The organism is Desulfomonile tiedjei (genome assembly GCA_016212925.1).
Lineage (GTDB): Bacteria > Desulfobacterota > Desulfomonilia > Desulfomonilales > Desulfomonilaceae > JACRDF01.
Window position 1 is genome coordinate 15,363 of record JACRDF010000014.1, and the last position, 13,543, is coordinate 28,905.

The window sequence follows — 13,543 nt, forward strand, 5'->3', positions numbered from 1 at the left end:
GATCGTATACGCCTTCCAACAGATCCTTGACCATCCCTAACCCATGATGGCGGTTTTTCTTATGAATTCTGAAATTATAAAGCGGATTACCGGCTCGGCCTCCAGGTGGCCAAGGCAACAATAAGAATACCAGATTCAATCAAATGTTTCAGGCATTGTCAAGTTTTTTTTTGGTGATACTTCAGCAAAGTTTCCTACGAAATGAGTGACCAATGCACTTGTGCTCCACATAGCTGTGTGGTAGTTTAGATTTTTCGGCAGGGTGAAGCCGGCGGTCGCTTCTCTCGACTAGAATGGCCGACATTGAACATCACCACCCGTCAATCGTTACGGAAGGAGTTTTTCGCATAATGCCTATGGGACGAAACGATCCCTGCCCATGCGGCAGCGGTATCAAATATAAGAAATGTTGTCTTGCCAAGGACCTGAATTCTCGTAAAGAACCCGACGAGATACAGAGTGTCCGCGTAAAGGCTTTCAAGGCCATGTCCGGGGAGAATTGGGAGGAAGCCATAGGCCTGTTCAAGCAAATCGTGGACGCAACCCCTGACAGGGACGCAATTCTGGAAACCCTTGGAGCGTGCTACGACGGTTTGGAAGATTACTTGATGGCCGCAGAGTACTACGAGAAGGCCCTGGCTCTGTGCCCGGAAGCTCGTAAATTTGATATCAACTATCGCCTTGGAGTTTCCAGAGGCTGCGCCGGCCGCACAGAAAAGGCCACGACTGCCTTCGAGGCCTGTCTGGAGTTGGCGGACGACGAGGCCAAGCGTAAGCCGATTATGGCAATATTGGAAATGCTCAAAGAGATAAGCCAGGGTAAGCAACGCCCCGAGTTCTTCCGCATACAGGTCCAGCTTCAGAGGGCCTTTACAGACATGGACGAGGAGCGCTATGAATCCGCCGCAGCCCGCCTTGGGGCTCTAGTGTCGGTAGATCCCGAAAACCCGGCAATATCGTATAATTTGGGAGTCGCGCTTACTTTCTTGAAGAAAGAAGACGAAGCCATTGAACTCTTTCAAAGATGCGTTGAACTCGAACCCGCGTACGCACAAGCTTGGTACAATATGGGACAAATCTCCATGATCGTGAAGAAAGATTTCTCTAAGGCGCTCCATTGCTATGAAATGGCCGCCACGGCTCGTCCCGATTACATCGGCGCTTATCACCAGAGGGGCATTGCATTTGAGTTGCTCGGCGACAAAGAAAGGGCCCTGGAATGCTGGGAACAAACATTGAAACTGGACCCGGAGAACAAGCAGGCCAGAGATAACATCGCCAGGCTGGCCCACTCCCAGGCTCCTACAAGTACTGTTTAGCCCTATCGAGAGAAACATAGAGGAATATATATGAAAGTCAAAGATCAGGACAGCCAACAAAAACGTTTAATGACCTGGGACGACACATTTCAGTTCCGGTGCCACCCAGGGATCGATTGCTTCAACTCTTGTTGCCGAAACGTAACTATTTTCCTGAGCCCTCTGGATGTAATCAGGCTCCGCAAAACGTTAGGGATGTCCTCCACGGACTTTCTCGAACAACACACACACAAAGTTATTTCCAGGACAAGCGGGCTGCCGGCGATAATACTGAAAATGAAACAGGATGAAACCAAAGCGTGTCCGTTTGTGTCTGAACAAGGGTGCACCGTGTATTCGGCCAGGCCTTATTCCTGCCGATTATACCCATTGGACACGGAGCAGGGAGTCGAATACAAGTTTATTGTCGATAAAGAGCGGTGCCACGGACTAAGCGAACCCCATGAATGGACGGTTGAATCATGGAGGAAGGAACAGGGACTCCGCGATTACGACGATCTGGACCACAACCTGAAGGATGTCATGCATGCCGATCAGGTGTGGGAAGACAAGATCGCGGACCCTCGAATGCAGGACATGTTTCTCATGGTGCTTTATGATCCTGACAGGTTCCGGGAGTTCGTTTTCGAGAGCAGCTTTCTGAAGAAGTTCAAGGTGGACGACGACATCCTGGAGAAGATTCGGGAAGACGATGTCTCTCTTCTCTATTTTGGAAGCCAGTGGCTCCGATTCGTCTTTTTCGGACAAAAGGGCTTCCTGAAGATTGACCGGGATTATCTGGAGCAAAAGAAGCGGGAAGTCCTGGGTCAGAAGGGTCGAAAAACATGAAACGTTACTGGTATCAAGCCGCGGTCATTTTGACGTGCTGTTTCATGGGGATTGCCTTGGCCGGCGCCGGGTCGGTGGACCAATACATAAACGACCTGAAGAGCGACAATCCCGAGGTCAGGGCCAAGGCTGCTTACGAACTGGGATGCGGCTGAAACAAACCGGCGAGGGCGGTTCCGCCTCTCATTGAAGCGCTGAAGGACCCGGAGTCGAAGGTTCGCAGCACCGCGGCCGATTCGCTGGGCCGTTTCTCGGGCGAGGCAAAACAGTCGGTCCCGGCCCTGCTCGAATCCCTTGGCGACAAAAGCGTAGAGGTTCGGCGAGCAACCATCCTGTCCTTGGGCAAGGTCGGCAAAGGCTTTCAGGGTGTTGAAGAAGCCATCGGCAAATTTGCGAACGACCCCGACCAACTTACCAAGATCGACGTCGCGGTATCTCTGGCAAGCCTTGGGAAAGTTGATGACTCGGTTATTCCCGCGATGCTGGAAGCCCTGGGAAGCAAGGAAGAAGAGACGGCAAAGGGCGCAGCACGGATACTTGCAGACATAGGAGCGGCCAATCCGGACAAGGTGCTGCCAGGTCTTATGGCTGCTGTGGACAAGGGAGAAGACCCCCTGTCTCGGAATTCGGTCCGGGTCCTGCGTCAAATGAAAACCCAGGCCATGCCAGCTCTTCCTCGGATAGCCGGATTGTACGACAAGGTGGATCAAAGCACACGTGTGGAAATCACTGAAGCCCTGCGAGCCATTGACGCAAAAGGGGATTACGCGATTCCTGTGATGATCAAAGCTCTCGGCTCTTCTGACTCCAAGGATCGCCACGAGGCCCTCATGGGGTTATATCGTTTCCGCACCAAGGTGGAGCTTGTTATCGATCCTTTAATCGGGGCGCTTAAGGACCCGGACACGGAGAATCAATTCTTGGCGGTGAGGATTTTAAGAGGGATCGGGCCTCAGGCCATGAAGGCTGTCCCAAGTCTGGTCCAAATGACTGAGAGTTCCAATTCCAACCTGCGGATTAGAAACGCTGCAATCGAAGCTCTTAGTTCTTTTACTCCGCCCACTCGGGAAGTGCTGGATGCGCTGGATAAGGCCGTCAAGGACGGAGACATGGATGTGAGGCTCCATGCCGTAGGCTCTCTGCGGCGGATCGGCTACCTCTATCCCGACCAGGTGACGCCTCTTTTGAAGAGCGGGCTTGAGGTTGCGTCGGACGAACGGACCAAGAACGCAATCAATTCCGCGCTGGAAAGACTGAAGAGTGGAACCGGCAAGGCTTCCACCGGGGAGCCCAGCAAAAGAGAAGGCAAACAGCTGCCCTCGGGATGATTCGCCCCCGATAGCACATAGAATCAATTATCATTCCTGGGAGATTGCAGAGATCAGGGCACGGTTTTGAGGCTGTCTTAATCCGCAGCAACCGGCACCATGGGTTGTAGGGGCGGTTCGTGAACCGCCCGAATTAAGGGCGCTTCGCGAAGCGCCCCTACCCGGGTATCTGTCCATCTCAAGTTTTGAGACACCCTCTCCCGGCCGGCTCCCGTTAATGGTGCCTGTTTGATCCCTCATGGGCATCAAATATCCAGATTCTGAACCTCCCGAGCATGCTCCTTGATAAAGGAAAAGCGTTTTCTGACGTCTTTTCCCATCAGAGTGTCGAAGACGGCGTCCGTTCTAGCTTCATCCTCTATTCCGATTCTGAGAATGCCACGTGTGGACGGGTCCATAGTGGTGCTCTTGAGAATGGCTGCGTCCATTTCTCCGAGTCCCTTGAACCTCTGGATTTCAACCTCTTTTCCGTTCTGCTGTTTTAGCAGCTTCTCTTTCTCCTTGTCCGAAAAAACATAGCGAATAGCGGTTTTCTTGCCTGATCCTATCCGCAGCCGGTACAGAGGAGGCATGGCCAGATAAATGTGTCCTCGCCGCACCAATTCCGGCAGATAGCGGTAGAAGAACGTCAGCAACAGGGTTGCAATATGGTGTCCGTCCACGTCCGCGTCAGTGTTAATAATGATCTTGCCGTACCTGAGCTTTGAGTAGTCGAATGTCTTGCCGATGCCCGTTCCGATGCTCAGTACCAGATTCTGGATTTCCCTATTTGCCTTGAGCTTGTCGTCCGAGGCTTGTTCTACGTTGAGGATCTTTCCTCTTATAGGCAGGATCGCCTGGAACTTTCTGTCCCTAGCCTGTTTCGACGAGCCTCCGGCGCTGTCTCCCTCAACAATGAACAGTTCCGTGTCATCCAGCGAAGTTGAAGAGCAGTCGGCCAATTTGCCGGGGAGCGTGAGTCTGCGGGTTGCGGCCTTGCGTGTGACCTCGTCACGCGCGGCCCGGGAAGCGGTGCGGGCCTGCGCCGCTAGAACAATCCTGTTGCTCACGGCCGCTGCTTGAGTTGGATTCTGATGCAACCAGGTTTCCAGAGCGTTTTTCACCAGCGGCTCCACTTGTTGCGCGGAGCTGCTGTTGAGGCGCTCTTTGGTCTGTCCTTGAAACTCCAGGTGTCCGTTCAGGTATACTGAAATGACGGCCAGTAGGCCTTCTCGGACGTCTTCCGCGTTTATGGCCTTCACACCTTTCGGGAGGCCGTTTCGTTTCTCAATGTAGTTTCGGAGCGCACGCGTGACGCCGTTGCGAAAACCGGCTTCATGAGTGCCTCCAGCGGGAGTGGGTATGGTGTTTACGAACGATAGTATCCGGTTGGTGGTTTCGGAAGTCCACGCCATGGCCATTTCCAAGCGAAGGCCGTTGTCATATCTGAAATGGAACGGCTGTGCGTCGATCAACGGCCGATCCCGGCCCAGTTTCCGGAGAAAGTCTTTTATGCCCTCCGGATAGATGAAGTTTTCGACCGTTCCTTCCGCTTCATCCCTGACTCGAATTCTAAGGCCCGCCATCAGGAAGGCCTTGGTTTCCAGCCGGTCCCTTATAAGCTCCTTGGAGAAGGTCCTATCAGGAAAGATCTCCGGATCAGGCCAAAAGGTCGCCTTGGTCCCACCACCCGTGGCGTGTTCAACTTTGCGAAGAGGCGAATACGGCTTGCCTCGGCGAAATTCCTGCACGTGGCGGAACCCGTCGCGCTTCACCTCCACGATCATTCTTTCGCTGAGCGCATTCACCACCGAGGCTCCCACCCCATGAAGCCCGCCGGCAACCTTGTATGCGTCATCGTCAAACTTCCCGCCTGCGTGCAAATTACAGAAAATCGTCTCCACGGTATTCTTTCCGGTGGTCGGGTGTACCTCCACAGGAATGCCTCGGCCCCGATCTTCTACGGCAATGCCGCCGTCGGAAAGGAGAGTCACCTCGATCATGTCGGAATGGCCGTTGAGGGCTTCGTCCACGCTATTGTCCACGAGTTCCCATACCAACTGGTGAAGGCCGTCTCGGCCGGTGCCCCCTATATACATTCCAGGCCGCTTGCGAACAGCTTCGAGGCCTTTTAGCACCTTTATGTCTTTTACCGTGTAAGAAGCGGTCATCTGGTCTGCCCTTCCGGGGCGCTCACTCTTTCCATAGCAAGTATCCCTGAGTAATAAGTTTTACCCTGTGTAGCCCTGTTTGCCGTCGGGATCTCCCCGACAACGAGTGTCGCCTCTTTCCCCTTTTTCGGCTGGATGCGTAACTCATCCTGTCGGTTGACCACTTCCAACGCGACTACTTCCGACCCCGCGGGCAATTTGATAAACCGCACGCCCTGCCCCACACCCGTCAGAAGGGGGACTTGTTCGACCGGAAATACTAGTATTTTTCCGGTATTTGAAGCCGCTGCGATGAATTCGCCGTCCTCAGGCCTTACAGTTAGGATTTGATCATCGCCTTTGAGGTTGACCAGCTTCCTTCCGATCCGTTTGGATGTCTCCCGAAGAATGTCATAGTCGAATCGGAACCCTTGACCTTTGCGGGTAACCAGGATTCCTCCGGAAGCAACCGACAAGACGTCCTTTCCCGCGTCGGAAGCCTCGGGCGAGGCTACCTCAAAGATTGTGTATTGGGGATCCCGTACCATGTTAATGGCTTCGGTCTGATCCGGCAATTCCTCTGTTTCGGTTTTTGGCTCGGTCCCTTCCGCAGGGTCCGGTGCAATGAACCCGACCATGAATTCGCCGTCCGCGAGGTTGAGGAGGCTCCCTATCGGCTCCCCAAAACCGGTAGTCGCCGGGACGTCAAGGGCCCTCATCACGTAGACTTTGCCAAGATTCGAGAAGAACGCCACCGTATTCCCGGTATTAACTCTGACCCAGCCGAACAAGCCGTCACCCTCTCGAAATTTCAGAGAGGCGTCGTCTCCGACCTCGCTTTTTATGCGACGCACCCAACCATGTTTCGACAAGATCACCGTTGTATCTTCATGCTCAACAAAATGGTCCGGGTCGTACTCGATTGCCGAGGCATCCTTTTCCGCAACAATCCGCGTGCGGCGAGGATCGCCGAACTTGGACGCAATCTCGGCGAGTTCGTCGTCGATGATCTTCCACACGCGTGCGGGGTCGGCCAGGTCTGTGGAAATGTCGCGAGCCTCTTTTTTCTTGGCAGCCAATTCATCGAGGACTTTGCCGATCTCCATGCCGACAAGTTTGTACAAGCGCATTTCGAGTATGGCTTCCACTTGTTGATCGGACAACTCGAACCTGGCTATAAGGCCCTGTTCCGCTTCCTTCCTGCTTCTGGCCGAACGAATTATCTTGAGCGCCGCGTCGAGGTCCTGGAACAGCTTGCCGAAGCCTTCAAGCACGTGGATCCTCTGTTGCAGAATGTCCAATCTATGCTGAAGCCTGAGAGTGGTCTTCTCGAACCTGAAGTCCAGGAAGTATCTGATGATTTTTTCCAGACTCAGCCGATCCGGCACGCCCTGCGGGGTGATTGCAATGAAATTCATCGGGAAATTGATCTGCAACTCCGTATGCTTGTACAGAAACGCCATCACGGAATCCGGGACTACATCGCCTGCCCTGAGTTCCAGCACTATTCTGACATCACTCGTGCTTTCATCGCGCACATCCTGGACGTGTATGAGCCTCTTGTCTTTGATTAGACCCGCTATTCGTTCGATGAGCCTCGACTTGTTGACCGAATAAGGTATCGAAGTGACAATCAGATTCGTCCGCCCTCGACCCGCGGTTTCCACCTCGAACGTCCCGCGGACCCTCACCGTGCCGTGGCCTGAAGCATATATCTCGGCCAGGTGGTCCGGAGAGTCCAGGATCTCTGCTCCTGTGGGGAAATCAGGCCCTTTGATGTACTTGAGCAGGCCTTTGGTCTGGAGGCCCTCGTCGCGGATTGCCGCCCGGCATGCAGCGATCACTTCCCCCAGGTTGTGGGGCGCAAACGAACAACTCATCCCCACGGCTATTCCTGAAGAGCCGTTCAGGAGCAGGTTGGGGACTGATGCCGGCAGAATTGCCGGTTCTTCGCCGATCCCGTCGTAGGTTGGATGAAACTCCGTAGTACCTTGTTCTATTTCCCGGAGCAGCAGGCCGGCAAAGGTGCTAAGCCGAGTCTCGGTGTAACGCATGGCTGCCGGCGAGTCCCCGTCTACCGAACCGAAATTACCTGAGCCATCTATGAGCGGGTAACGCAGGCTGAAATCCTGTGCCATTCTGACCAGTGCGTCATAAGCAGCCTGATCCCCATGGGGATGATATTTACCGATGACCTCTCCGACTACGGCCGCTGATTTTCTCATTTTGGCCGCGTCGCCGAGCCGCATCCCGTGCATGGCATATAGAATCCGTCGATGGACGGGTTTCAGGCCGTCCCTCACGTCGGGCAAGGCTCGGGACACAATTGTGGACAGAGCATATGCCAGGTACCTTTTTTGCACCTCGTCATGTATGTGAGAGTGGATTTCTCCACCCGTCTTGTCGGCTCTTGAACCTTCCACTTTGATAAAGCCTTCCAGCAGGTCAATTTCAGGCCCCGCAAACCGACCGGGGCTTTTTTGGGCACCACAACATAGCGCGGCTGGAGCGAATATCAAGCACAAAATTTACAGCGTTGCAAGGGGCGCCCCTCGTGATTTCGCCGCAGAGACAACGAGAGCGCGGAGTAAGCGCACCCCGCGTGGTCGCGGGACCCTGGCAGTGCACCTCGAAGTTCTCTTGCAGCCTCAATGGCGAAATCGTATTCTGGAACCTCCCCGGCCTCACGAAGTAACTAAATGCTTAATTTGAAATTGGATTACGCGTTGACAGAGAATGAGCAAACCGGCTACCATATGGGTGGATTTTGCACCATCGGATATATATGCAACCAGGGGGCGCACAACGGCCCGAGGGGAGCGAGCTTGGACCCGGCCTCTAATTGTGACGCCTGTTCCCGGAGATTGATGTCCTGACCTCAAAGGCTGTAGCAACCCAAGACTGAGGACCGCGCCCGGCAGGGGCACATGGATGTAAAAGATCTACCCACTTTTGTCGAAATGGCCGAGGAAGAAGAGGACCTACCCGGCCTCTCAGAGGCCGAGGTTTCAACTGAAACTATTGATCTTGGCAACCTTTTCGGACCCGAGCCCTCCCTATCGACCAGCTTTGACCTGCAATGGATCAACCAGGCGTCGTTCGGCAGACTTTTGCAGGCAATTCCCATTCCTACTTTATTCGTGGACAAATCCGGGAAAATAGTATTCTGCAACAGGTCTACCGAAAAAATCACACCGGACTATCATCAACTGAAGGAAAGTCATTTCTCCTCTCTATTCCTTGACGGCCGCGAAATGAAGGCGGCCGAATTGCTGTTGGAACAGCTTTTCCTGGACCGGAAGCCAAAGATGGTGGACGGGCTCTTCCGGTTTTGCAAGGCCAGGATTTGGGGCCGAATGCACCTGCGTTCGATCAGCGTTACCGAACAAAGGCTGGTAATCGCTCTGGTTGAAAATCTGACGGCCGAAAAAAAACGACTAATTGAAAATGAAAAATATAAAAAATTGATCAGCCTGGTGCCTATGGGTGTGGCGGAGTTTTCGTTGACCCAAACCGTCTCAGCCGACCATGAGGCGGCCCAAATAATTGAGGCTGTCCAACGGGCCATACTGGTGGGCGGCAATGATCAATTTGCCAAGATTCAAGGCTTTGACAGTATAAGCAAGCTCTTGCACCAGCGCTTCGACCAGTTGACCCCATTTGACGATCAACACCGAGGTCTATTCACATCGTGGATCAGGAGTGGGTTTCATATCAGCTCCGCAGAGGCGAGGCAGTACCTGCCCTCCGGTAGTCTTGGCTACGTCGAGACCACTCTGATCGGCATGATCAGACAACAGCGGCTTCACGCCATCTGGATGCTCAAGCGTGACATCACCGAACAACAGCGGATGCGTGAAGATGCTATAAGGGTGCAAAAACTTGAATCACTGGGCCTGCTGGCCGGTGGAATTGCGCACGACTTCAACAACATTCTCATGGCTGTCCTGGGGAATATCAACCTCGCCAAGATGTATAGCACTCCCGGAGACAAGATCTATGAACGCCTGCTGGAGGCGGAACGTGGAACGCGGCGAGCTGAGAGCTTGACTCAACAGTTGCTTACTTTTTCCAAAGGCGGCGCGCCGGTGAAAAAGGTAGGCCCAATAGTGTCACTGCTCAAGGAGTGTGCGGGCTTCTCTCTCCCAGGGTCCAATGTTCGTTTGGAATTTGCAGTCCCTGAGGACCTGTGGCCGGTAGAAGTTGATGAAGGACAGATAGCCCAGGTAATGAACAACCTGGTCATTAACGCAGACCAGGCCATGCCGGATGGCGGACTGGTCCGCATTTCGGCTGAAAACATAGTGGTCGGTCCGCAGCATGGGCTCGCGTTGTCTGATGGTAAGCACGTCAAGATATCGATAGCGGACATCGGCATGGGGATTCCTCCGGAGCACATACACCGCATTTTCGACCCATATTTCACTACCAAGCAGAAAGGTAGCGGATTGGGCCTGGCCGTATCATATTCGATTGTGCAGGCCCACGGCGGATTGATCACTGTGGAATCCAAGTTGTCGGCCGGTACGACGTTTCATGTCTTTCTTCCGGCCAAGGAACAGAAAACCGCAGAGCAGCAGCGCGTGGAGCCAATCAAATTCGAAGCCAGGGGCAGAGTGTTGATCGTAGACGACGAAGACATGGTCAGAACGGTTGCGCAGGAGATGCTCCAACACATTGGTTACGAAGTGGAAGGCGCTCGCGACGGCCGGGAAGCGATAATCTTGTACAGGAAGTCGATAGAAGACAGTAAGCCCTTCTCCGCTGTGGTAATGGATTTGACCATTCCTGGAGGGATGGGGGGAAAAGAGACAATCAAGGAATTGATAAAGATTGATCCCGCAGTGAAAGCAATTGTATCCAGCGGTTACGCAAATGATCCCATAATGGGACAATTTCAAAGCTATGGTTTTCAAGGAGTGGTGTGCAAACCGTATGACGTGGATGATCTGGCTGCCGTTTTGGGGAGAGTCATAAACCTGGGAGCATGATACGAGATCGGGCGGCATTCCAGTGATTGCCAAGAATAATGTCCGATGCAGGGATAAATCGGCACGGCGCGGCCTCTGAGAACGTCCCAAAATTCAAAGCCGCGGAAATCTTGTGGCGCTCAGGACTCAGATCTGTTTTGTTACTTTCGCGCCGGTCCCACTAGTCACGGGCATTGGCACGATTCGGCGTGCCCATCCGCAGCTGAATCACCACTACCGGAGCGGCGATTTGGTTGACATGGTTATTTGAATATGTTGTAGTTAAATGCCGGCCAATGCATTCGCAGTCAGCGGAGCAAAAATGGCAAAAGTGAAAATAGATGCTAGGCAGACAATCATCGACATCCGTGCCGGTCTGAGCGATTTCGCACTGATGCAGAAGTACGGGGTGTCGGCCAAGGGGCTCCAAAGCCTGTTCAGGAAATTGGTAGAGGCCGGGCTGATAGGGCAATCGGAAATTGATGCAAGAATGCCCTTGATGGAGAAAACCGTTGACCTCGCGGTGTTTAGATGCCCGAAATGCAGCATGCCCCAATTCACGGAATTTAATGAATGCCCCCAATGCGGTGTCATAGTCTCCAAGTACCGAGAAAAGCGCCCCGCCCCTGCTCCTGCGCCGACACCAACGGATATCAAGGTAGACACTAAGGTGCAGCAGGCGGTCGCAAGACCCGTGCTGGAAGGACGGATGTTTCGAGGAAATCTGCAGCGAACCGGTTTGTACGAAGAAAAGAGCGTCGATCGTTTCACGGAATTACGGTGGAAGTTCAAGACAGGGGGCTGGGTATCCACTTCCCCGGTGGCTAGTGAAATTGGTGTTTTCATTGGTAGCCTGGACGGCATGTTTTATTTAGTGGACCATTCCACCGGGAACGAAAAGTGGCGATTCAAGACAGGTGGTCCAATATATTCCTCCTGCGCTCTGGTGGATGCCATGGCTTTCGTCGGCAGCTCGGACGGTCAACTCTATGCTGTGGATGCCGTGACCGGGGAGTTGCGTTCGAAGTTCGGCACAGCAAGTCCAATCTATTCATCGCCCGCGGTGGACGGGGACAGGGTCTATTTCGGGAGCCTTGACGGACATCTTTACGCCTTGGGCGGGGCCTCCCAGATCATAAAATGGAGATTCAAAACGGGCGGGCCTGTTTATTCCTCCCCTGCCATAAAGGGGGAGGCCATATACTTCGGGAGCATGGACGGGCATCTTTACGCTGTAGACCTTAATTGGGGCAAGGAGCTTTGGAGATTCAAAACACGCGGGCCCGTCACTACAGCTCCGGCAGTGGCCAAATACCTGGTGTTCGTCGGAAGTGGCGATTCCAACTTCTATTCGGTGGATGTCTGGACCGGCAACGAGAGATGGTGTTTCAAGACCGGTGACAAGGTCACGTCCTCCCCTGCCGTTGCAGGCGACACCGTATATTTTGGGAGCGCCGACCGCCGCCTCTACGCGGTAGACCTTATGTCCGGAGCGGAAAAGTGGAATTTCAAGACCGGCGGGGCAATACACTCGTCCCCTGCCGTGGCCGGCACCAAGATCTATTTTGGCAGCGCGGATCATCACCTTTATGCTTTGGATCTCTCCGACGGAAGAGAAGTCTGGAAATTCAAGACAGACGGACCTGTCTACTCGGCGCCGGTGGTCTCGGGCGGCGCAGTCTATTTCGGAAGTGACGACGGCCACGTTTACGCCATCGGTTGATTCGAACCTTCCTTCCCTGACTCAACAACCGGCATCAGCGGACCAGCCACGGCTACGGGCCATGAATTACTGAGTAAAAAATTCAGGGCCTGATATCACGCAACCAATTTTAAAGTACACGGGGGTTATCGCCACGATACCGGTGTTTGCTGTATACTGGTTGCGTACTCGTGTGAGTTCGGCAAGCGAGCTTACCGGGTAGACTTTTTACCGCGGGCAATTCGCCCCCATAACCGCTGTGAACAAAGGCATTAGCACAAATGTCCGCGGGAGGGAGATTGCATGGCCAAGCGCAAGATAACAGGACGGGACGTTCTGAAAGACATTAAGGCCGGGATGGACGATCCGGCCCTGATGGATAAGTACAAGCTCTCTTCTCAGGGACTGCAAAGCGTCTTTAGCAAACTCGTCAATGCAGGGGTGCTGACCGAAGCTGAATTGGACTCCAGGGTCCCCATTTCTGAACGGACTGTAGATCTGGGTCTGTATATTTGCCCCGCGTGCGGAAACATTCAGGCCAGGGAATTTACCGAGTGCTCCCGATGCGGTTTTGTCTCTCCCGCCTATATCAAGCAACAAAAGGAGAAAGAGGCCCAAGAGAAGGCAAGAAAGCAGCCTCCTGGCAGAAAACTGTTTTCCCGGGCACGGAGCAAGGAACGTGCACAGCCGGGGTCCGCTCTCCCCGAGGAACAAGATAGTCACAATCTCGAACAAAAAACGGTCGGGCCTCGATCGAATTTGGCTCGCATTATCCGTTACTGCAACGGGCTGGCTGTTGCAGCCCTGGCGGTTTATTTCCTTGTAATAGTGGGACTGTTCGCCATCATACAAACCTCACCGGCAGCGGAGTTATTTACGGCGGTTCAATTGCTCCTCGCAGCGCTGGTACTTGGGCTGCCCGCATTGATCATGGCATTGATCGTTTTCCTGGCAATGAGAGCTTTGACCGAGTCGATAAGGGTGTTTGTCGGCATGGCCGACCAGATTTCGGGGGCTCAGCAGTAATAAATCGCCGTATGTAGCCTCATGCTCCGATTGCCACACACAATGTCCGTTTGGTCGCGAAATAATCAGTCTGGTTTTCAAGCCGTATCGACTGGGCTTCCTTTGCCGGGGCGTCATAACGCCCGTCGTTCCCGCGAAAGCGGGAACCCAGGAAATCCCGCGTGCCGCGGGACTGGATTCCTGCTTCCGCAGGAATGACGGCTCGGGGTGCCTGCAAATCGGACAAGAATTATGGCAACCG

The 13,543-nt window shown here is 53.7% G+C and carries 9 protein-coding genes and 1 pseudogene; 8 read left to right on the forward strand and 2 right to left on the reverse strand.

Going from position 1 to position 13,543, the window contains the following annotated elements; genetic code table 11:
- The first annotated feature begins 350 nt into the window (after positions 1–350).
- The 5 genes and pseudogenes from HY913_06930 to HY913_06950 all read left to right on the forward strand — a co-directional run bounded on the left by HY913_06930 (position 351) and on the right by HY913_06950 (position 3,475).
- The gene (locus HY913_06930; GenBank protein ID MBI4962990.1) at positions 351–1,319 is read left to right on the forward strand and encodes a tetratricopeptide repeat protein; all 969 of its coding nucleotides are present in this window, start codon (positions 351–353) and stop codon (positions 1,317–1,319) included.
- Between the two features lie 30 nt (positions 1,320–1,349).
- Positions 1,350–2,147 carry a YkgJ family cysteine cluster protein gene (locus tag HY913_06935; GenBank protein MBI4962991.1) on the forward strand — a complete coding sequence of 266 codons (798 nt, stop codon included), beginning with the start codon at positions 1,350–1,352 and terminating at the stop codon, positions 2,145–2,147.
- Positions 2,144–2,302, forward strand: coding sequence for a hypothetical protein (locus tag HY913_06940; protein MBI4962992.1), 159 nt, complete (start codon positions 2,144–2,146; stop codon positions 2,300–2,302). The genes HY913_06935 and HY913_06940 overlap by 4 nt, the downstream gene beginning before the upstream one ends.
- Positions 2,303–2,332: 30 nt before the next feature.
- A pseudogene (locus HY913_06945) lies at positions 2,333–2,506 on the forward strand (HEAT repeat domain-containing protein).
- Entirely contained in the window at positions 2,486–3,475 is a 990-nt protein-coding gene (locus HY913_06950; GenBank protein MBI4962993.1) for a HEAT repeat domain-containing protein, read from the forward strand. The pseudogene HY913_06945 and the gene HY913_06950 overlap by 21 nt, the downstream one beginning before the upstream one ends.
- Before the next feature lie 245 nt (positions 3,476–3,720).
- On the opposite strand, the gene HY913_06955 is transcribed toward HY913_06950, so the two are convergent.
- Positions 3,721–5,625 carry a DNA gyrase subunit B gene (locus HY913_06955; protein MBI4962994.1) on the reverse strand — a complete coding sequence of 635 codons (1,905 nt, stop codon included), beginning with the start codon at positions 5,623–5,625 and terminating at the stop codon, positions 3,721–3,723.
- Complete coding sequence (locus HY913_06960) at positions 5,622–8,027, reverse strand: DNA topoisomerase IV subunit A (protein ID MBI4962995.1); 2,406 nt, start codon at positions 8,025–8,027, stop codon at positions 5,622–5,624. The genes HY913_06955 and HY913_06960 overlap by 4 nt, the downstream gene beginning before the upstream one ends.
- Positions 8,028–8,531: 504 nt before the next feature.
- On the opposite strand from HY913_06960, the gene HY913_06965 reads away from it, so the two are divergent.
- From HY913_06965 to HY913_06975, 3 genes are all read left to right on the forward strand, one after another.
- The gene (locus tag HY913_06965; GenBank protein ID MBI4962996.1) at positions 8,532–10,595 is read left to right on the forward strand and encodes a response regulator; all 2,064 of its coding nucleotides are present in this window, start codon (positions 8,532–8,534) and stop codon (positions 10,593–10,595) included.
- 301 nt (positions 10,596–10,896) lie between these two features.
- Positions 10,897–12,297 carry a PQQ-binding-like beta-propeller repeat protein gene (locus HY913_06970; protein MBI4962997.1) on the forward strand — a complete coding sequence of 467 codons (1,401 nt, stop codon included), beginning with the start codon at positions 10,897–10,899 and terminating at the stop codon, positions 12,295–12,297.
- A 282-nt stretch (positions 12,298–12,579) separates the two neighbouring features.
- Positions 12,580–13,302 carry a hypothetical protein gene (locus tag HY913_06975; protein ID MBI4962998.1) on the forward strand — a complete coding sequence of 241 codons (723 nt, stop codon included), beginning with the start codon at positions 12,580–12,582 and terminating at the stop codon, positions 13,300–13,302.
- The last annotated feature ends 241 nt before the right edge of the window (positions 13,303–13,543 follow it).

Coding starts and splice junctions, on each gene's coding strand:
- HY913_06935 (MBI4962991.1), top strand. CDS start 1,350: ATGAAAGTCAAAGATCAGGACAGCCAACAAAAACGTTTAATGACCTGG.
- HY913_06975 (MBI4962998.1), top strand. CDS start 12,580: ATGGCCAAGCGCAAGATAACAGGACGGGACGTTCTGAAAGACATTAAG.
- HY913_06965 (MBI4962996.1), top strand. CDS start 8,532: ATGGATGTAAAAGATCTACCCACTTTTGTCGAAATGGCCGAGGAAGAA.
- HY913_06940 (MBI4962992.1), top strand. CDS start 2,144: ATGAAACGTTACTGGTATCAAGCCGCGGTCATTTTGACGTGCTGTTTC.
- HY913_06930 (MBI4962990.1), top strand. CDS start 351: ATGCCTATGGGACGAAACGATCCCTGCCCATGCGGCAGCGGTATCAAA.
- HY913_06970 (MBI4962997.1), top strand. CDS start 10,897: ATGGCAAAAGTGAAAATAGATGCTAGGCAGACAATCATCGACATCCGT.
- HY913_06955 (MBI4962994.1), bottom strand. CDS start 5,625: ATGACCGCTTCTTACACGGTAAAAGACATAAAGGTGCTAAAAGGCCTC.